This window comes from Mesorhizobium sp. M1409 (assembly GCF_040317535.1).
In the GTDB taxonomy this organism is placed as follows: Bacteria; Pseudomonadota; Alphaproteobacteria; order Rhizobiales; family Rhizobiaceae; genus Mesorhizobium.
Map to the genome: position 1 here is coordinate 167033 of NZ_JAMYKV010000006.1, position 18796 is coordinate 185828.

The 18796-nt window shown below is 63.1% G+C and carries 16 protein-coding genes; 9 read left to right on the forward strand and 7 right to left on the reverse strand.

Features of this window, described 5'->3' with window-relative positions; translation table 11 throughout:
- Entirely contained in the window at positions 1 to 495 is a 495-nt protein-coding gene (locus tag NKG99_RS07755) for an NUDIX domain-containing protein (protein WP_352865949.1), read from the reverse strand.
- 53 nt (positions 496 to 548) lie between these two features.
- Between NKG99_RS07755 and NKG99_RS07760 the strand changes: the two genes are divergently transcribed.
- The gene (locus tag NKG99_RS07760; RefSeq protein ID WP_352865952.1) at positions 549 to 1478 is read left to right on the forward strand and encodes a metallophosphoesterase family protein; all 930 of its coding nucleotides are present in this window, start codon (positions 549 to 551) and stop codon (positions 1476 to 1478) included.
- On the opposite strand, the gene NKG99_RS07765 is transcribed toward NKG99_RS07760, so the two are convergent.
- The 4 genes from NKG99_RS07765 to leuA form a co-directional block, all read right to left on the reverse strand.
- Positions 1462 to 2079 carry a hypothetical protein gene (locus tag NKG99_RS07765; RefSeq protein WP_352865954.1) on the reverse strand — a complete coding sequence of 206 codons (618 nt, stop codon included), beginning with the start codon at positions 2077 to 2079 and terminating at the stop codon, positions 1462 to 1464. The two genes, NKG99_RS07760 and NKG99_RS07765, sit on opposite strands and share 17 nt — an antisense overlap.
- A gap of 115 nt (positions 2080 to 2194) precedes the next feature.
- Positions 2195 to 2998 (reverse strand): alpha/beta fold hydrolase, encoded by an 804-nt coding sequence (locus NKG99_RS07770; protein WP_352865956.1) that lies wholly within the window; start codon positions 2996 to 2998, stop codon positions 2195 to 2197.
- A gap of 183 nt (positions 2999 to 3181) precedes the next feature.
- Positions 3182 to 4930, reverse strand: coding sequence for a tetratricopeptide repeat protein (locus NKG99_RS07775; protein WP_352865958.1), 1749 nt, complete (start codon positions 4928 to 4930; stop codon positions 3182 to 3184).
- Positions 4931 to 5114: 184 nt separating this feature from the next.
- Positions 5115 to 6869 (reverse strand): 2-isopropylmalate synthase, encoded by a 1755-nt coding sequence (gene leuA / locus NKG99_RS07780; RefSeq protein ID WP_502910977.1) that lies wholly within the window; start codon positions 6867 to 6869, stop codon positions 5115 to 5117.
- Positions 6870 to 7546: 677 nt separating this feature from the next.
- On the opposite strand from leuA, the gene NKG99_RS07785 reads away from it, so the two are divergent.
- The 3 genes from NKG99_RS07785 (at position 7547) to NKG99_RS07795 (ending at position 10900) form a co-directional block, all read left to right on the forward strand.
- Complete coding sequence (locus NKG99_RS07785; RefSeq protein ID WP_352865960.1) at positions 7547 to 8713, forward strand: ATP-grasp domain-containing protein; 1167 nt, start codon at positions 7547 to 7549, stop codon at positions 8711 to 8713.
- A gap of 4 nt (positions 8714 to 8717) precedes the next feature.
- A complete protein-coding gene (locus NKG99_RS07790) occupies positions 8718 to 9494 on the forward strand; it encodes an esterase family protein (protein ID WP_352865962.1) in 777 nt (258 codons plus the stop codon).
- Positions 9495 to 9826: 332 nt separating this feature from the next.
- Positions 9827 to 10900 carry a siderophore-interacting protein gene (locus NKG99_RS07795; protein ID WP_352865963.1) on the forward strand — a complete coding sequence of 358 codons (1074 nt, stop codon included), beginning with the start codon at positions 9827 to 9829 and terminating at the stop codon, positions 10898 to 10900.
- Between the two features lie 43 nt (positions 10901 to 10943).
- On the opposite strand, the gene NKG99_RS07800 is transcribed toward NKG99_RS07795, so the two are convergent.
- Complete coding sequence (locus NKG99_RS07800; RefSeq protein ID WP_352865965.1) at positions 10944 to 11843, reverse strand: proline iminopeptidase-family hydrolase; 900 nt, start codon at positions 11841 to 11843, stop codon at positions 10944 to 10946.
- A gap of 111 nt (positions 11844 to 11954) precedes the next feature.
- Positions 11955 to 12716, reverse strand: coding sequence for a helix-turn-helix transcriptional regulator (locus NKG99_RS07805; RefSeq protein WP_352865966.1), 762 nt, complete (start codon positions 12714 to 12716; stop codon positions 11955 to 11957).
- A 291-nt stretch (positions 12717 to 13007) separates the two neighbouring features.
- Here NKG99_RS07805 and NKG99_RS07810 point away from each other — a divergent pair, with 291 nt between their 5' ends.
- The 5 genes from NKG99_RS07810 to NKG99_RS07830 all read left to right on the forward strand — a co-directional run bounded on the left by NKG99_RS07810 (position 13008) and on the right by NKG99_RS07830 (position 18788).
- Positions 13008 to 14681, forward strand: a complete 1674-nt coding sequence (locus NKG99_RS07810; RefSeq protein WP_352865969.1) for an ABC transporter substrate-binding protein — start codon at positions 13008 to 13010, stop codon at positions 14679 to 14681.
- 100 nt (positions 14682 to 14781) lie between these two features.
- Positions 14782 to 15810, forward strand: coding sequence for an ABC transporter permease (locus tag NKG99_RS07815; protein WP_352865971.1), 1029 nt, complete (start codon positions 14782 to 14784; stop codon positions 15808 to 15810).
- Positions 15810 to 16784, forward strand: coding sequence for an ABC transporter permease (locus tag NKG99_RS07820; protein ID WP_352865972.1), 975 nt, complete (start codon positions 15810 to 15812; stop codon positions 16782 to 16784). The genes NKG99_RS07815 and NKG99_RS07820 overlap by 1 nt, the downstream gene beginning before the upstream one ends.
- A gap of 4 nt (positions 16785 to 16788) precedes the next feature.
- On the forward strand, positions 16789 to 17808 hold the full coding sequence (locus tag NKG99_RS07825) for an ABC transporter ATP-binding protein (protein WP_352866088.1): 1020 nt from the start codon (positions 16789 to 16791) through the stop codon (positions 17806 to 17808).
- Positions 17805 to 18788 carry an ABC transporter ATP-binding protein gene (locus NKG99_RS07830; protein WP_352865975.1) on the forward strand — a complete coding sequence of 328 codons (984 nt, stop codon included), beginning with the start codon at positions 17805 to 17807 and terminating at the stop codon, positions 18786 to 18788. The genes NKG99_RS07825 and NKG99_RS07830 overlap by 4 nt, the downstream gene beginning before the upstream one ends.
- Positions 18789 to 18796: the final 8 nt, after the last annotated feature.

Sequence of the window (18796 nt, forward strand, 5' to 3'; positions counted from 1 at the left end):
CTACCAGTAAGGCGAGGGCTGCTCGCCGCCAAAAACCTCGGCGATCCGCCGCAGCGTCGCCGGCGTCGTTTTCTCGGGCAGGCGGTCGAGGGGGAAGAAGCCGGCTTCGGCGATCTCGTGGTCCGGGAGTTTTGGCGCCGTCTGGCTGAAGTGCTCGATCACGTAGAAGCCGACGTGGTCGCGCCGGCTGGCGCGGCGGTTGAAATGCATCGATTTGAGCATCGGCGGTGATGTCAGTGCGATGTTGCCTTCCTCGGCCAGTTCGCGTGCCAGCGCCTCGGCCAGCGTCTCGCCGACTTCGACACCGCCGCCGGGAAGCTGCCAGCCCGGCACATAGGTGTGGCGAATGAGGAAGATGGAATTGGACGCCATGTCGTGGATCAGACCGCGCACGCCGAGCGTCATCGGCCGCCGCAGCACGAAATGGAGATGGAACAGCCTGGCCCTCAGACCCGCCCAGCCGGTCTGGCGGAAGGCATCTTCAGGCTTCACCATCAGGCCCGAAACCGTGGCTGGAAAGCCAAGCGCGGGTCGCCTATGAAGGATGCATGTTCAGGCTCGCGCATATTTCCGATGTCCATCTTGGGCCGCTCCCCGATGTATCCTATCGTGATCTCGCCTCCAAGCGCGTGCTCGGCTACGTCAACTGGCAGCGCAACCGCCGCCGCCATATGCATGACGCCGTCATCGACACGATCGTCGCCGACATCAAGGCGAACACGCCTGACCACCTTGCCGTCACCGGCGACCTGGTCAATCTGGCGCTCGACGGCGAGATCGAGATGGCCAGGCATTGGCTGGAGACGCTGGGACCGCCGCATGATGTTTCGGTCGTTCCGGGCAACCACGATGCCTATGTGCCCGGGGCCTTCGACAAGGTCTGCCGATCCTGGGCGGCGTGGATGAGCGGCGACGGCGTCAACACGCCGGTCGACCGCAACGCGTTCCCCTATCTGCGGGTGCGCGGCGAAGTCGCCCTGATCGGCGTCTCGACGGCACGCGCCACGGCACCCTTCATGGCCAACGGTTTCTTCATGGAAGGTCAGGCGGCCCGGCTCGGCAAGCTGCTCGACGCAACGGCCAAACAAGGGCTGTTTCGGGCGATCATGATCCACCATCCGCCGGTGCGCGGCGCGGTCCCGCAGCACAAGCGGCTGTTCGGTATCGCCCGCTTTCACAAGATCATTCGGCGTCATGGTGCCGAACTTGTCCTGCATGGCCATTCGCATCTGCCGTCGCTGTTCTTCATCGGCGGTAGAGGCGTCAGGATCCCGGCGGTCGGCGTTGCTGCCGCAGGCCAGGCACCGGGCGGCAAGCACCCGGCGGCGCAGTACAATCTGTTCGACATCGACGGCGAAAAGGGCAATTGGCGGATACGGCTGACGCGGCGCGGCCTGACCGGGCCGTCCATACCGCCATCCGACCTGCAGACGCTGGAGCTTGGCACGGAGCCCGGAGCCGTTATGGCCGCAAGCTGATAATCATGGCGGCGATACGGTCCCAGAACAAGACGACCGACACCACCAGGCCGACCAGGGCACCGGCGGCGATCAGGCCAAGCCCGGACAGAAAGGCCGACCAGCCGTTGCTGCTCGTCACTGGGCGCAGCGGCGGTTCGGCTTCCGCTACATCGGCGCGTTTCATGCCGGCGACAGCCGGCTCGACCCCGCCTTCCATCATCCTCTGACGCTCGACGATGCGCTCGGCGACATAGCGCGTCACGGAATCGGCAACCGACTTCATCTCGGTGGATTCGGCAAGCACCACCCGGCCGATGCGGGTGTCCTTGAGGAAGCGATAGGTGCGGCGGTCGCGTCCCATGGCGACATGGCTGACGGCGTCGATCCACAGGCGCGGCTGCAAGCCGGACGAGACGACAAAGTCGAAATTGTCCATGTCGGCCGGAACATCGGCAAAAACCGGCGCCAGATCGGCGGCGAGCAGATCGAGGCGCATGCGATGCGCCTCGCGCATATCGACGACGACGTCATCGCGGTCGGCGAAGGCATTTTTCACATCACGGATGGCATCGGACAGCTTGTTCGACTGGTCGACGGTCTTCTCGCCTGCTTCCTTCATCGGCGTTTGCCTCGCGGGTTTGGTTAACATGGCGTTAACACAGCCGCCGGCAAAATGCACTGGAGAGATGGACGGGATTGAGGCGCGCACGAAGGTTGCTGTGCGCGAAAAAAGGTCAGTTGGCCGCCGCCGCGAATTTCTGGCGATGCGGCCTGGCGCGGCGGTTGGTGTTGCGGCGAATGATCTCGGCGACGAGGCCGGGTGCTTCCTCGGCCAGCATGTGGCCGGCCTCCAGCACATGGTGCACATGAAAATGCGTCGGCAGATCATGCGCCTGGGTAAAGGGCAGCACCGCGTCGTCGGTTCCCCACGCCACCATCACGGGTATGTTCAGCCCATCGAAACGATCATGCGGGATGACGCCTTGCCGATCGTCCATGGTCATGGCGGCTGCGATCTCGACGAGTTTTTCCAACTGGCCGGGCCGCCTGCGCATTTCCCAGAGGGTGTCCACGGTGTGATCGAGCGGCCGGGCTGATGGTCCCGACATGGCGGCGAGGCAGAACCGTATCTCGGACCGATCCGCTGCACCGGCATAGCGGCGCAACAGGGGTCCGTTGATCTCCGGGCCAATGCCGCCCGGCGCCAGAAGCGTCAGCGAAGCGACTTTTCCGGGCTCGGCCAACGCCATCAGCATTGCCACCGCACCGCCCATCGAGTGGCCCACGAGATGAACGCGCCTCAGGCGACGCTCCGAGAGATCGGCGAGCACGGCCCTTGCCGCCACCTTGGCCGGACCAGCGGCGGGAAAATCGAGCGACAGCCCATGCCCCGGCAGATCATAGGCCAGTGTGTGCGTTGCAGGCGCCAGGGAGGAAATCACCTCGCGCCAGACATCGTGGCAACCGCCGAAACCATGCAGCAGGACGATGGCTTTCGAGCCAACACCTTGTTCGGCGGCAAAAAGCGATGCAGTCATGAAAACTGATTTTTGTTATTGCGGGATGCGCGACACTAATTGTGCTGAATTGCTCCGAGTCTAGCGTGATGGCCAGTAAAATTTTCGCGATTTGTACGATTGCGGACAGAACTCGGCGACCAGCCGGTAGTGGCGATCAAATCCACTGGAACGTGGCGCCCAATCCGCGGATGTCGATTGGTGTCAGCTTGGGTTGCCGAGCCCGGCCGCGCGCAGCGCCTTGACCAGCCGGTCGGTCAAGTCGGCTGGATATTTCCGCTCGACGAAGGTCGCACGTGGATCGGCGGCAAATTTAGGGAACTCGGTGGTCAGTTGGTTCAGCAGCGTGCTCACCAGATGGTCCTGTCCGGCGGCCTTGGCGCCGATCAGCCGCGCCGCCAGATAGTGCGATTTCGTTGCCGTCGTTCTCAACGCCATGCTGGCCGCGATGGCTTTGTTCATGTCGCCGAGCATGAACTCACCGACGAATACCCCGTAATCCCACCATGTCGAGTGCCCGCTGAAGGTCTCCGCTGCATGGTCAAGGATCGGCGTTCCCTCCGCGTATCGGCCGGCGAAGATCAGCCCATAGCCGTAAGCAGCGGCCATGCCGAGGTCGTAGGGATTGAGTTCGTAGGCCTTGCGCATCCAGCGGATCGCTTCGTCCGTATTGCCGAGGCGCGAACTGACGTAGCCGTAGGAGCGATGCGCATAAGGGCTGGTCGGCCCCATCTGCACGCCGCGATGGGCAAACTCCACCGCCTTCTCGATCGTCGCATTGGGCGGATAGGTATAGTGATCGGAGACCGCCTCGAGATGCAGGGAGGCCAGTTCCGAATAGACGAGCGAGGATTTCGTGCCGCCATTGGCCAGCTTCTCAAGGCACCGATAGGCAGCCTCATGGGTTCTGGCGTTCTGGTCGAGATAATATTTGTCGTTGAGCAGCAGGCATTGCGTCAGACCATTTGGCGCACCGGTCTGCTCGATATAGTTGTAGATCGTGCCCGAGGCGGGAAGCGCTGAACTCAGCATGTCGGCGATACGGTCTTCGATCGCGGCAGGAGCGCTGTCGGCAGCGGTCAGATTGCGCGAAAGAAGCACCCGTCCGGACGCCATGCTTTGCAGTTCGATCGTGATGTCGCCCGTGTCCGGCCCGGGCAGGATGTCGAATATGAAGTTTGTGGCATCTTCGGCCGGATCGGCCACGGTGTCGCGGCCGATGAAGTCGATCGTATCGAAGCCGCTCAAGCCGGCGCGCAGCGACGCGGCGACACGGCTGGCGTACGTGCCCTCGGCCTTGAGGCCGATATAGACTTGCGGCAGGTCGTCAGCCATTGCCGATGACGCGATGCTTCCGGTCGCGCGGGCGGTCTCGAGCGTTGCCGACATATCGCCGCCCGTCAGCAAGGCACTCCCGCCCTGACGAAGGATCAGTACACCCAGCATGGCGATGACCAGGGCGATCGCCATCCAGAAGAAACGGAGATGGCGCACCACCGAGGGCGTGGGCGAGGGCGTCGCGGAAGTCAGCAGCGCCGCATCCGGCACACTGGCGTCGTTGGGTCGATCGGCGGATGCAGCGCCGTCCAGCTTCAGGTCCGGCAGCCTTATGGCGTTCAATTCATAGGCAGGAACATAGCCGCCGCGCGGAATGGCGATGCGGACAGGCTCGGCAACGCCCTCATTGGCAAAATAGTGCTGCAGAAGCTCGCGCAGCCTGCCTGCCTGCACCCGCACCACGGCATCGGTGGACGGATCGAAATCGCCATCCTTGCCGAAAACATCCATGGCGATGGAGAAGCCCTTGAGCCTGTCGGCTTCTCCGGCTTGTTCACGTTCGACAAGATAACGGAGCAACTTGCGCGCGCGTTCGGATCGTCCGAACGTTTGGCTGGCAAGCAGTCGCTCCAGTGTCTCGCGCACTGCGGGGGCGGCAGGCGTGGCATGCTGCAAGTGTCGATCCTCTCGAAGTCGGCACAGGTTGAGGCGCGATCATATAGGTCCCGCACCGCCACACAAGTATACACCCATTATGCGATCACATACCCCACCGGATAATTCTTCGGTGGTTAATGTCCCGAAAGATCGGAACCGATCACCAGGTTGCGGCAGTCCCGATCTTCGCTCTGGTCGTGCGTCAGCCGGCTTTTTTGCCAACGATCCGGTTGGCGGCAGACATCACCGCTTCCAGCGAGGCAGCGACGATGTTGGTGTTGATGCCGGCGCCGAACAGCTTGCCGTCAGGATATTCCATCTCGACATAGGAAATGGCCGACGCGTTCGAGCCGCGCTGCAACGAGTGCTCGGAATAGTCGAGCACCGACATCTCGACGCCGAGATGGCGCGACAGCGCATCGACGAAGCCGTCGATCGGACCGGTGCCGGTGCCCGATATCGTCACTTCCTTGCCATTGTCGAGGATGACCGCCTCGACAATGCGCCGGCCCTTGATTTCGGTGCTGGGATAGGTGTGGTGGTCGAGGAATTTCAGCCGCGCGGCAGGCTGATCGACATAAGTATCGAGAAAGCGCTCGTAGATGCGCCTTACCGGCACTTCCTTGCCCTCGGCATCGGTGATCGCCTGGATTTCCTGGCTGAATTCGATCTGCAGATTGCGCGGCAGGTTGAGGCCGTAATCGGCCTGCAGCACATAGGCGATGCCGCCCTTGCCGGACTGCGAGTTGATGCGGATGATGGCTTCGTAGCTGCGCCCGACATCAGCCGGATCGATCGGCAGATACGGCACTTCCCACAGGCTCGTATTGGCCTTCTTCAGCGCCTTCATGCCCTTGTTGATGGCATCCTGATGCGAGCCGGAAAAGGCGGTGTAGACGAGTTCGCCGACATAGGGGTGCCGCTCGGGGATCTTCAACTGGTTCGAATACTCGTAGACGTCCTTCATCCGGTTGATGTCGGAGCAGTCGATCCCGGGATCGACACCTTGCGTGTACATGTTGAGCGCCAGCGTGACGATGTCGACATTGCCGGTGCGCTCGCCATTGCCGAACAGCGTGCCCTCGACGCGGTCGGCGCCGGCCATCAGGCCGAGTTCGGTGGTGGCGATGCCGGTGCCGCGGTCATTGTGCGGATGCAGCGAGACCAGCAGGTTCTCCCTGTTGTCGAGGTTGCGGCACATCCATTCGATGCGGTCGGCATAGATGTTGGGTGTCGACATCTCGACCGTCGACGGCAGGTTGACGATCAGCTTGTTGTCCGGCGTCGGCCTGACGATCTCGGTGACGGCGTTGCAGATCTCCAGCGCCACTTCGAGCTCGGTGCCGGTAAAACTCTCCGGCGAATACTCGAAGCGAAAGCCGCCGCCGGCCTTGGCCGCCATGTCGGTGATCATCTTGGCCGCATCGGTGGCGATGCGCTTGATGCCGCCGACGTCCTTTTCGAAGACGACGCGGCGCTGCAATTCGCTGGTCGAATTGTAGAAATGCACGATCGGGTTGGTGGCGCCCTTGAGCGCCTCGAAGGTGCGGGTGATCAGCTCCGGCCGGCACTGAACCAGCACCTGCAGCGAGACGTCGGCGGGCACGTTGCCCTGCTCGATGCACCAGCGGGCAAAATCGAAATCGGTCTGCGAGGCCGAGGGGAAACCGATCTCGATCTCCTTGAAGCCCATGTCGAGCAGCAGGCCGAACATGCGCGCCTTGCGCTCGTGGCCCATCGGGTCGATCAGCGCCTGGTTGCCGTCGCGCAGGTCGACCGAACACCAGATCGGCGCCTTGTCGATGACCTTCGAGGGCCAGGTGCGGTCGGTGAGGCCGACGGTCGGATAGGGCTGATATTTGCGGGCCGCGTCAGGCATGCCCCTGTTCTGGATGCTTCTTTCCACACCCTTGCCAGCTATCTCGGCATCGGAGCGGATCTCTTCTCGTGCGTTCATCGTCTTTTCTCCCGGCGGCTCATGGATCCACCCTCGGGTGGATTGATGGCGAGCGGCGCCTTTACCAGAATTTCGTTCGCTTGATGTGATTGCCAAGGAGCATGCGCTTGCGCGGCGGTTCGACCGCCGGGCGCTCCTTCAGCGAACCCGGCGATCGCCGATAAGGCCGAGAAGAAGCAGGGTCGAAGTCAGCGCGCGCACGGTCTCGCCGGAAAAACCGGTCGGACGGGAAGCGTTGGTGGCGCGCGTGCTCATGGCTGATCTCATATAGGAGCGGCTTGTGGGAGGCAAGTGGGGCCCATGGCGGGTAGGGCTCCGAACTCAGGCTAACAAAAGACCTGACGACAGCCAGTTCGGCGGTGTTGGCAGTTTTTGTGCCGGCAGCTTTTCACGATAGGAATTTTTTCTTGATTCCGTGACCTCAGCTATGGTACATGTTCGTCCATGGTGCTGATTTGCGCCAGTGACCCGCCGCACAGGCGGGTTTTTCATTTGACGCTCCGTCAGCCAACGCGCCGGCGAAGGAACCCGTTAACCCGAGTTCGTTGCCCTGGCATTGCTGGCCGGATCTGCTGGATATTATCCCTACCGCACGTGCTCTTCCCCAGGCGCGGCAAATGCGCCAGACTTGGGCGTCGACAGGGTTGCGATGTCCTGTCGCCGGGAGGGAGTCGTCCATGAATTTCGTGTTCTTCTCGCCGCATTTTCCCGCCAATGGCGTGGATTTCTGCGACCGTTTGAAGAAGGCCGGAGCCAGGGTGCTCGGCATCGGCGACGCACCCTATGACGCGCTCGACGCCAAGCTGAAGGCGGCGCTTTCGGAATATTACCGTGTCGCCGACATGGAGGACTACGATCCGGTGTTCCGGGCGATGGGGTATTTCATACACAAATGGGGCCGGATCGATCGTTTCGAATCGCTCAACGAACACTGGCTGGAACTCGAAGCCAACATCCGCACCGACTTCAACATCTATGGCACCAAGCTCGATTTCGTGAAGAATTTGAAGCGCAAGAGCCGCATGCGCGCCTTCTTCCGCAAGAGCGGTGTCGACACCATCGCGCAGCGCAAATGCTCCGACCGCGCTGGGGCCATGACCTTTATCCGCCGCGTCGGCTACCCGGTGGTGGTCAAGCCAGACAGCGGCTCGGGCGCCTCGAACACCTTCAAGATCTCCAACGCCAAGGAGCTCGACCAGTTCTTCAGGGACAAGCCCGAGGACGTGACGTTCGTCATGGAGCAGTTCATCGAGGGGCTGGTGGTGACCTTCGACGGGCTGGTCAATCGCGACGGCGAGGTGGTGCTGGCGGCGAGCCATCGTTACGACCAGAGCGTCATGGAGGTGGTCAACAAGGATCGCCACATGAGCTACCTTTGTTTTCCCAGGATCAGCCCGGCGGTCGAGGAGGCCGGCCGCAAGATCCTGAAGGCATTCGACGTGCGCGAGCGCTTCTTCCATATCGAGTTGTTCGAGACCAAGGACGACCGGGTCATCGCGCTGGAGGTCAACATGCGCCCGCCCGGCGCCTGGATGACCGATGCCATCAACTACACCTTCGACATCGACGTCTATGCGGCATGGGCCGACATGGTGGTCAGGGATGCCGCCGGCGGTCCCTATGAGGGCAAGTATTTCACCGCCTACGCCAGCCGCAAGCGACGCCTCCACTATTTGCACAGCCATGAGGACGTGTTAGCCGCCCATGGCGACAAGATCGTCCATCATCAGGCCATCGAAGAGGTTTTCAGCCGCGCCATGGGAAATTACGCCTACCAGATGCGCTCGAAGGACGAAGCAGCGCTGCGCGAGGCGGTCGCCTATATCCACGCGGAAAAGGTGTGAGGCGATGGACATCTCCTATCACAAGAGTTCCTCGGGCAAGCTCGGCCGCGACATGGAGTACAAGCGCTACGGCCACGCCGGCCGGCCGGTGGTGGTGTTCCCGACCTCGCAGGGACGGTTCTACCAGTTCGAGGATTCCGGCGGGGTGGCTGCACTGGCCGAGTTCATCGACACCGGCCGCATCCAGCTGTTCACGGTCGATGGCGTCGATTCGGAATCCTTCTTCGACAAGCATGCGGACGCCGCGCACCGCATCGCCCGCCACGAGGCCTATTTCCGCTATGTGCGCGAGGAGGCGCTGCCGGAATTCCTGTCGGCAGCCGAGCAAGCCAATGGCGGACGCAAGCTGAAGCCGCTGTTTTCGGGCTGTTCGATGGGCGGCTACCACTCGTCGAACTTCGTCTTCCGCTTTCCCGAACTGGCCAGCGGCGTCATTGCGCTCTCGGGCGTCTATTCGGCCCGCGACTTCTTCGGCAAGGCGTTGGAAGGCGACATCTTCTACAATTCGCCGCTCGACTATCTGCCCGGCATCGTCGACCCCAAGCTGCTTGCCCGCCTGAAGGCGTTGCGGCTGATCTTCTGCTGCGGGCAGGGCGCCTGGGAAGAGCGGATGCTGGTCGAAACACGCAAGCTGGAACAGATCCTGCGCGACAAATCCATTCCCGCCTGGGTCGATTATTGGGGCGGCGATGTCAGCCATGACTGGCCGTGGTGGCACAAGCAACTGGTCTATTTCTTCGGCCGCTGGCTGGATGAAGACCTGATGCACAGGCTGGACTGACGTGCGTTGATATTCAGCCGGCCTGCGAAAGACGGCTCGGCCTGAATCTCAACACACCTCGGGCGCGGACGAATGAGCACATCCGACTTGGCCGTGTCCAGTTCAGGATGCTGTGGCCCTCCATCGCCATTTGTCGCTGAAGGTGCGCGTGTTCGTCGATTTCCTTCCTGAACGGCTTGCGGCGGCGGCAAGCGGCTCGTAGAGCGCCGTCCAGAAAAATATGACTATTCTAATCATGTTTCTGTGGAAACACCGGAGCGGCTGTGGCATGGCGGTGGCGGCGATGGCGCCGCGTGGCGTCTTGTCCCGAACCGTTTCGAAGGACTTGAGTGATGGACCAACTGAGCGCGCAAACCCGTATCCGCGACGAGGCGATCAGGTCGGCGATGGACAGGCTGCGTGCCGAACACGGCGAATTCGAGATCGACACCGGCGTCGCCGACCGATGGGAGCTTCGCCTGCATTATGGGTCGCTGATCGCCACGCTCGAGGATGACGGCATGCTGATCCGTGTCGCGGCAATGGACGAAACCTGCCTGTCCTACATGAAGATGACGGTCGCCGGCCATGTCGCCGAACATCTTGGCACGGCCAGCGGGCTGCGCTGGCAAGGCGACGGCGTTGACGCCGGCACGCCGGTCTTCTTTCGCGAGATCATGGTGATGGCGTCGACGCGGATCTCGGCGCATATGCAGCGCCTGCGCTTCGCCGGCAAGGATCTCGGCCGGTTCACCCATGGCGGCCTGCACATGCGGTTGCTGTTGCCGCCGCATGGGCGACGGCCGGTCTGGCCGTCGATGGGTGCCGACGGGCTGCTTGTCTGGCCCTCGGGCGACGATGTCCTTACCGTGCGGGTCTACACGATCCGGGCGGTGGATGCCGCACACGGCTGGCTCGATGTCGATTTCGTCCTGCACCCTGGCCAGAACACGCCCGCCGCCACCTTCGCGCAAAACGCACGGACGGGAGACGTCATCGGTATGATCGGACCCGGCGGCGGCGACACCCCGGTGGCGCGGACCCTGCTTCTGCTCGGCGACGACACCGCATTGCCCGCCATGGCCAGGATCCTCGAGCATCTGCCGCCGTCAACCCGCGCCGAGGTACTCATCGAGGTCGATGGCCCGGATGACCGGATCGCGCTGGCGCAAGGGGAAAATATCGACATCACCTGGCTTTACCGGCATGGCCGTGAAGCCGGCACCGCCGGCCTGTTGCCGGCCGCCTTGCGGGAGCGCAGTCACATCGCGCTTGCCGACGGCCTTTATGTCTGGGCCGGATGCGAATTCGGCGATTTCCGGGAGATCCGCAAGATCGTGCGCAAGCAATGGAACCTGTCGCGCGACCAACACCTGGTCACGGCCTACTGGCGCCGGGACGCGCACAGCGAGGGCGACGGCGAGTAACCGTCGATCTCCTGTCGACGTTCGCTACCGCGCGAAGCGGCGGTCAGTCATGGCGGGCCAGAAACGCCTCGGTGACCGCGATGCAATCCTGCCTTTCCTCGACATGCGGCATGTGGCTCGAGAGTGGGAAGACATGGCCTTCGACCGTGGGAATGTGGTCGAGGAAGGGCTGGACACAGGCGGCCGTGGCTTCATCGAAAAGGCCGCGAAAGGCCAGTGTCGGCGCTTCGATCAGCGGCAGGCGGTCGATGATCGACCAGTCGCGCATGGTGCCAACAACGTGGAATTCATTGGGGCCGTTCATCGTGTGATAGACGGTGGGATCGGCGTCGATGGCGGCAAAGGTACGCGCCACCTCGACCGGCCAAGGCACGACGCGGCAGACGTGCCGGTCGTAGAACGCCTGCGTCGCCGCGAGGTAATCAGGATGGTCCGTCGTCCCGTCCGCTTCGTGGCGATCGAGCGCCTGTCTCACTGCTGCCGGCAGCTGCGCGCGCAGTTGCCCCGCGCCTTCGACCCACAGCTTCATCGAGGCGAGCGAGTTGGCGAGCACCAGTGCCTTGAGGCCCGCTGGCCGGCGCACCGCATGCTCGGCGCCGAGCATGCCGCCCCAGGATTGCCCGAGCAGGGCGTAACGCTGCTGGATGCCGAGATGGGCGAGCAGCGCATCCAGTTCGCCAAGGAAGAATTCGACCGTCCAGAAGTCGCCGCCCTTGTGCGGCAGATGGGTGGATCGTCCGTTGCCGATCTGGTCGTAGTGGACCACCGCGCGGCCGAAGCCGGCAATGTCCTTGAAGCTGTCGACATAGTCGTGGGTGCAGCCGGGTCCACCATGGGCAACGACCAGCGGCAGCCTGCCCGACCCCAGGTCTCCCGTCACGCGGTACCAGGTCCTGTATGGCCCGTGGGCGCTGAACCCTTCCGATATTGCAAGGTCGTCCATCGTGTCCCTCCGCCTGGCTGGCTCATCGGCAGCCGCTCATCAACGGTCTCCGACGGTGTTCGCGGCAAAGGGTACAGAGGCGGACCGGCAAGCGACCAGCTAGCAATAACGTTAGTTTTGATGGCGCCGGCGGGACAGGTCCTGGTCCTGGCTGATCGGCCCGAGCAACCGGTAGTGGGCCGCCAAAGCGATGGCGTGGAAGCGGTTGCGGGCGCCGAGTTTGCGGCTGGCGGCGTTGAGATGCAGCGTCGCGGTCGGCACGCTGCGGCAGATTTCATGGGCGATCTGCTTGGCCGTCAACCCGCAAGCGGCGAGGCTCAGACACTGGCGTTCCCGTGACGTCAGGTGGAAATACTGACTTGTCCGGGTGCGCTGATCGAAACCGGCATAGACGCAATCGTGGAACAGGTGACCGAGGTCGCCAATGCCGGGCAGCATCCCTTGTGCCTCGGCTTCGAAATTCGGCTCCGGATCGAGGCGGATGGCGGTGAAGGTGGCGAGATCGCCGCCGTCGAAGCGGATCGGCACCGTCACGCCGCATGTCATCTTGGTGTCCAGCAGATAGCCTATCACCGGGTCATGCTTGCGTTGCAGAATGCGTCGCATGACCGGGCTCTGCGAGCCCTTATGCGACCACAGAAATGGTCGTGACACCGCGAGTGCCGCCTCCTGCACCGGATCGAGCTGATAGTAACCACCCTTGCACCACAGGTCCTGCATGTCGGACGGCACGTTGGCGAGGGCCATCAGCGAAGGCGTGATCAACTCGCCTTCATGACTGACCGGGACCGGCGTATAGTCATAAATCAGCGAGGTAAAACCTGCGGGCGCAAGCACGCGCATCGCCGCCGCCATCGCGGCGTCGATTCCCATGCCTGTGTGAAATTCGCTCTCGAAATCGCCGGACACGCCTTGCATGAGCAAAAGCTTACTCGCCAGCCAATGTTTGTCAAACAGGCATGTTCGTAAAATGCTCAACAAATGAGCACAGCACGATCACGGCTTGTTGTCCGCGACGCGTCTGGAGGGACAAAACTATCTTAATTCACAGCTATCCCGGCGGGTTTCGTGCGCCATACGCTGTGTACAATGGATCGCGGTCCGGCGTGTGCCACGGCGCACATCGTGGTTTGCAATCACCCACTTCCCCAGAGGAGCAAGACGATGCGGTCCCGGAATGTTTTTAGCGCAATGATGGCCGGTGTCGGCCTGGCTGGCCTGATGCTGATGGCGCCCGTGACAGGTGCGGCCGCGCAAGAAGGCAAGGCTGGCGGGACGCTGAAGCTTCTCGCCAACGCCGCTGCCGGCACGATCGATCCGCAAATCAACTACACACTGCAATATTTCCAGATCAACTACGTCCTCTATGATGGGCTGGTGACCTTCCGCAAGACCGGCGACAAGACCGGGTTCGAGGTGGTAGCGGACCTGGCCGAGAGCTTGCCCAAGCCGGAAGACGGCGGCAAGAAATACGTCTTCAAGCTGCGCAGGGGCATCAAGTTCGCCGACGGATCGGACCTGACGACGGCCGATGTCGTGGCGTCGTTCCAGCGCATGTTCAAGATCAGCGGTCCCACGACGGGTACGCTCTACAATGGCATCGTCGGCGCCGACACATGTCTCAAGACGCCGGCGACCTGCACGCTCGACGGCGGCGTCGTCGCCGATGAGGCGGCAAGCACCGTCACCTTCAATCTGGTGGCGCCCGATCCGGACTTCCTGCAGAAGATCTCGATCCCGCACGCCGCGATCCTGCCCGCCGAGGCGCCTCTCAAGGATTCGGGGACCGCGCCCATTCCCGGCACCGGGCCCTACATGATCGCCACCTACGATCCCAACAGCCTGCTCAAGATGGTGCGCAACCCGCATTTCAAGGAATGGAGCAAGGAGGCGCAGCCGGCCGGCTATCCCGACGAGATAGACTATGGCTTCGGTCTCACCGACGAGGCGGCGGTCACCGCCGTGGAGAATGGCCAGGCCGACTGGATGTTCGATCCGCCGCCGGCGGACCGGTTGGCGGAATTGGGCACGAAATACGCCAAGCAGGTGTCCGTGCATCCGCTGACGGCGATGTGGTATGCGCCGATGAATACCAATCTCGCGCCGTTCAACGACATCCGCGTGCGGCAGGCGGTCAACTACGCCATCGACCGGTCGGCCATCGTCAAGCTGTTCGGCGGCAGCAATCTGGCGCAGCCTTCCTGCCAGATACTGCCGCCGGATTTCCCGTCCTACGCTCCTTATTGCCCGTTCACGGCCAAGCCCGGCGAAAAGTGGTCGGCGCCTGACCTGGAGAAAGCCAAAGCGCTGGTCGCTGCCTCCGGCACGGCCGGACAGGAGGTGACGATCATCACCGAGGACACCGAAGTGTCGAAGTCGATCGGCGTGTACCTGCAGGATGTGCTGAACGGGCTGGGCTACAAGACCTCGATCAAGCCGATCTCGCAGAACATCCAGTTCACCTACATCCAGAACACCAACAACAAGGTGCAGATTTCCATCTCGCAGTGGTTCCAGGACTATCCCGCGCCATCGGATTTCCTGCAGGTGCTGTTCAGCTGTGCCTCGTTCACACCCGGCTCGGACGCCTCGGTCAACATTTCCGGCTTCTGCGACAAGTCGATCGACCAGAAGATGGGCGAGGCTCAGACCGCCACGATCGCCGATCCTGCCAAGGGCGCGCAACTGTGGACCGACGTCGACAAGGCGGTCACCGACGCAGCGCCGGTGGCCGTGCTGTTCACGCCGAAGCGCGTCGACCTGATCTCGCCGCGGCTGAAGAATTTCGTCTTCAGCCCGCAATTCTACTGGATCATGAGCCAGTCATGGGTCGAGTGACCGGGGGTTGAGTGATCAGGCCAAGTCAGATCCGCGGCGGAACGATGCGCAATCCTCCGCCGCGGTTGCTTTTCCCGCCGATCTGAAATTCATACCCATCATGGACAATTCGAGTGGCGGGCAAGCGCTGGTTCGGGGCCGCCGGGGCGCCGAGGGGCCATGGCGGACAGCGTGGCGCAAGCTCAGGGCCGACCGGGCTGCCATCATGGCGTTCGGCGTGCTGGTGCTGATCACCGCCGCTTCGCTGGCAGCCCCGCTTTATGCCCGCCATGTGGCACAGAGCGATCCTTTTGCCACCAACCTCAATGGCGAGATCGTCATAGGCGGCCAGACCAGGCAGGTGCTGGAGCCTTCGACCGAAGGCCTTGGCCTCGGATTCACGCCGCTTGGCCCGACCTGGGATTTCGGACCCTATATGCTGGGCGCCGACAATCAGGGTCGTGACGTCGCAGCGCGCCTGCTTTACGGCGGTCGCAATTCGCTGCTGATTGCCGGCGCCGCTGCGCTGATATGCCTTGGCCTGGCGACATTGCTCGGCGTCGTCTCCGGCTTTTTCGGCGGTCTGGTCGACACCTTGCTGTCGCGCATTCTCGACGTGCTATGGGCGTTCCCCATCTTCCTGCTGGCGATTTCGCTGTCGATCGTCCTGATCACGCAAAGCATCACCATCGGCCCGATCGAAATCCGCTCCGGCAGTCTCTGGCTGCCGATCTTCATCATCGGCATCGTCTATGTGCCTTACGTCGCCAGGCCCATCCGCGGTCATGTCCTGTCGTTGATGCAGGCCGAGTTCGTCACGGCCGCGATCGGCATTGGCGCGTCGCCGTGGCGTATCCTGCTCTATGATATCCTGCCCAATGTGATCACCCGGGTCATCGTTTTCGTGCCGCTCATCCTGGCGCTGAACATGATGACGGAATCCTCGCTATCCTTCCTGTCCATCGGCGTGCAGCCGCCCGATGCGAGCTGGGGTACCATCATCCAGGACGGGCAGGGGCTTCTCTATTCACGCCCGATCGTCGCCCTGGCGCCGGGACTGGCGATCGTCATCACGGTGCTGGCGCTGAACATATTGGGCGACGGCGTGCGCGATGCGCTCGACCCGAAGTCGTCGATCAGGGTCGTCTGATGCTGACGGCGCTCATTTCCAGGCTCGGCCAAATGGTGCTGGTGATGTTCGGCATCAGCGTCGTCGCCTTCCTGATCTTTTTCGCCACCCCGGGCGCCGATCCGTCGGCGCGCATCGCCGGGCGCAACGCATCGCAGGAGACGCTGGTCCAGGTGCGGCACGATTTCGGCCTCGACAGGCCGCTGCCCGTACAATACGCGCTGATGATGAAGCGGCTGTTCATCAGCCGCGATCTCACCTCCTTCGTCAATCGCGGCCAGAAGGTCGTTCCAACGGTGCTCGAGGCGATCCCTATCACTCTATCGCTGGTGCTTGGCGCCGCCGTCTTCTGGGTTCTCGGCGGGCTGATCGTCGGCGTTGTCGCCGGCGCGACGCGCGGCACGTGGCTCGACCGGACGCTGATGATCCTCAGCCTGATCGGCGTGTCGATACCGGTCTTCTGGCTGGGCGAGGTCGCCAATCTGGTCACGCAGAGCCGCTGGCATGACAGCTGGCTGTTCTCGTGGGTGCCGCCGCTCGGCTATATCCCCTTCACCGAGGATCCCTGGGGCTGGTTCAAGGCGCTTGTCATTCCCTGGTTCACGCTCGCCACGCTTTATATCGGACTTTACGGCCGCGTGCTGCGGGCCTCGATCATCGAGACCATGCAGGAGGATTTCATCCGCACCGCGCGCGCCAAGGGCATCGGCGAGCGGCGGGTGCTGCTGCATCACGGCTTAAGAACCTCGCTCGTCGCCTTCGTCACCATGTTCGGGCTGGATTTTGGCGCCCTGGTCGGCGGCGGCGCCTTGCTGACGGAGGTGGTGTTCGGCCTGCAAGGGGTCGGCAAGCTCACCTACGGGGCCTTGCAGTCGCTCGATCTGCCGATGATCCTGGCGACGGTCATCTACGCCTCGTTCTTCGTGGTGATGGCCAATTTCATTGTCGACATTGTCTTTGTCTTCATCGATCCGAGGGTTAGAGATGCCCACTGACAAGATGCCCACTGACAGGCCGCTGCTGGTCGTCGAGAATCTGTGCGTCTCGTTCCGCACCGAGGGCGGTGTGGTGCCTGCCGTCAGCGGCGTCTCGTTCTCGCTCGCGCAGCGCGAGATCCTCGGCGTCGTCGGTGAAAGCGGTTCGGGCAAGAGCCAGACCTTGCTCGCCATTCTGGGCTTGATCAGCAGTCCCAACGCCGTCGTCACCGGGTCGGTGCGTTTTCTCGGCCAGGAGTTGCTTGGGCTCAAGCGCCGGGCCCTCGACGCTATTCGCGGCCGGCAGATCGGGATGATCTTCCAGGATCCGATGACGGCGCTGACGCCGGTACATACGATCGGCGACCAGATCATCGAGCAGATCCGCGCGCATGAACGGGTGTCGCGCGCCGCCGCGCGCAAGCGGGCGGTGGACTTGCTCGATGCGGTTGGATTGCCGAGCCCCGACAGTGCCGTCGACCGCTACCCGCACCAGCTGTCAGGCGGCATGCGTCAGCGCGCCGTGATCGCGATGGCGCTGTCGTGCAATCCGGCATTGCTGATAGCCGATGAGCCGACGACGGCGCTCGACGTGACGGTGCAGGCGCAGATCCTGGAGCTGATCGGCCGATTGCGCAATGAGTTCGGATCCGCCGTCATCCTGGTCACCCATGACCTTGGCGTGGTCGCCGAAGTCGCCGACCGCGTGCTGGTGATGTATGCCGGGCGCGTTGTCGAGGAGGGCGGCAAGGGGCAGCTTTTCCGCGAGCCGCTTCACCCCTACGCGTGGGGGCTTTTCGGCTCGATCCCGCCGATGCACGGTCCGCGGCCCGCACGGCTGACGGCCATTCCCGGCAGCCCGCCGAAACTGAGCCAGATGCCGCAGGGCTGCGCTTTCGGGCCGCGGTGCACATTCCGCCATGAAGCCTGTGCCGCCCAGCCTGCGCTCGGTGGAGCGGGCGGGCATCGGTCGGCTTGCTTTCTTCCGCAGGACGGCCGCCAGGATCTGCGCCGGACGCTGGCTGGCAGGGCCGTGCCGGCATGAGCGAAACCAGGCCGAAACCGCTGGTGCGGACCAGCGATCTGTCGAAACACTATCCGGTCGGGCGCCCGCCCTTTCAACGGCGGATCGTCCATGCCGTGGAGCAGATCTCGCTCGACATCTTCCCGGGCGAGACGCTTGGTATCGTCGGCGAGTCGGGCTGCGGAAAATCGACACTGGGGCGCTGCCTCGTCCGTCTCACGGAAATCGCCTCCGGGTCACTGGAATTCGAAGGCCTCGATATCACCAGAGCCTCGCAGCGGCAGCTTCGGCCGATACGGCGCCAGATGCAGATGGTGTTTCAGGATCCCGCCGCTTCGCTCAACCCGCGCCGCCGCGTCGGCGACCTGCTGGCGGACCCTTTCCGCGTGCATGAAAGACTTTCGCGATCGGAAATGGCGGATCGCGTCGAGGAATTGCTGGTCCGCGTCGAACTGCTTCCCGAGCATGCCCAGCGTTTCCCGCATGAATTCTCGGGCGGACAGCGCCAGCGGATCGGCATCGCACGCGCCTTGGCGCTGCGGCCGCGGCTGATCGTTGCCGATGAGCCGGTGTCGGCGCTGGACGTGTCGATCCAGGCGCAGATCATCAACCTGCTTTGCGACCTGCGTGACGAATTCAACCTGACCTATGTGTTCATCGCCCACGACCTCTCGGTGGTCAGGCAGTTCTCGTCGCGGGTGGCGGTCATGTATATGGGTTCGATCGTCGAAACAGGGCCTGTCGACGCTGTCTTTTCAGCGCCGCGGCATCACTACACCATAGCGCTTCGCTCGGCGGTGCCGGTACCCGACGTCGACAACCGGCCAGGCCAGCGGATCATGCTCAAGGGTGATCTGCCGAGCCCGCTCGACCCGCCGTCAGGCTGCCGTTTCCATACGCGTTGCGTGGCGGCGACTTCGGTCTGCCGCCACGAGCGTCCGGTACTTTCGCTCGTCGACAAGAACCACTTCGTCGCCTGCCATCATCCGAGGGCGGGCTAGGCTCTCCG

Excerpts from the sequence above, each read along its gene's own strand:
- NKG99_RS07810 (WP_352865969.1), top strand. The coding sequence starts at position 13,008 with ATGCGGTCCCGGAATGTTTTTAGCGCAATGATGGCCGGTGTCGGCCTG.
- NKG99_RS07820 (WP_352865972.1), top strand. The coding sequence starts at position 15,810 with ATGCTGACGGCGCTCATTTCCAGGCTCGGCCAAATGGTGCTGGTGATG.
- NKG99_RS07785 (WP_352865960.1), top strand. The coding sequence starts at position 7,547 with ATGAATTTCGTGTTCTTCTCGCCGCATTTTCCCGCCAATGGCGTGGAT.
- NKG99_RS07770 (WP_352865956.1), bottom strand. The coding sequence starts at position 2,998 with ATGACTGCATCGCTTTTTGCCGCCGAACAAGGTGTTGGCTCGAAAGCC.
- NKG99_RS07830 (WP_352865975.1), top strand. The coding sequence starts at position 17,805 with ATGAGCGAAACCAGGCCGAAACCGCTGGTGCGGACCAGCGATCTGTCG.
- NKG99_RS07790 (WP_352865962.1), top strand. The coding sequence starts at position 8,718 with ATGGACATCTCCTATCACAAGAGTTCCTCGGGCAAGCTCGGCCGCGAC.
- NKG99_RS07760 (WP_352865952.1), top strand. The coding sequence starts at position 549 with ATGTTCAGGCTCGCGCATATTTCCGATGTCCATCTTGGGCCGCTCCCC.
- NKG99_RS07755 (WP_352865949.1), bottom strand. The coding sequence starts at position 495 with ATGGTGAAGCCTGAAGATGCCTTCCGCCAGACCGGCTGGGCGGGTCTG.
- NKG99_RS07765 (WP_352865954.1), bottom strand. The coding sequence starts at position 2,079 with ATGAAGGAAGCAGGCGAGAAGACCGTCGACCAGTCGAACAAGCTGTCC.
- NKG99_RS07825 (WP_352866088.1), top strand. The coding sequence starts at position 16,789 with ATGCCCACTGACAGGCCGCTGCTGGTCGTCGAGAATCTGTGCGTCTCG.
- NKG99_RS07815 (WP_352865971.1), top strand. The coding sequence starts at position 14,782 with ATGGACAATTCGAGTGGCGGGCAAGCGCTGGTTCGGGGCCGCCGGGGC.
- leuA (WP_502910977.1), bottom strand. The coding sequence starts at position 6,869 with ATGAACGCACGAGAAGAGATCCGCTCCGATGCCGAGATAGCTGGCAAG.
- NKG99_RS07800 (WP_352865965.1), bottom strand. The coding sequence starts at position 11,843 with ATGGACGACCTTGCAATATCGGAAGGGTTCAGCGCCCACGGGCCATAC.
- NKG99_RS07795 (WP_352865963.1), top strand. The coding sequence starts at position 9,827 with ATGGACCAACTGAGCGCGCAAACCCGTATCCGCGACGAGGCGATCAGG.
- NKG99_RS07805 (WP_352865966.1), bottom strand. The coding sequence starts at position 12,716 with ATGGGAATCGACGCCGCGATGGCGGCGGCGATGCGCGTGCTTGCGCCC.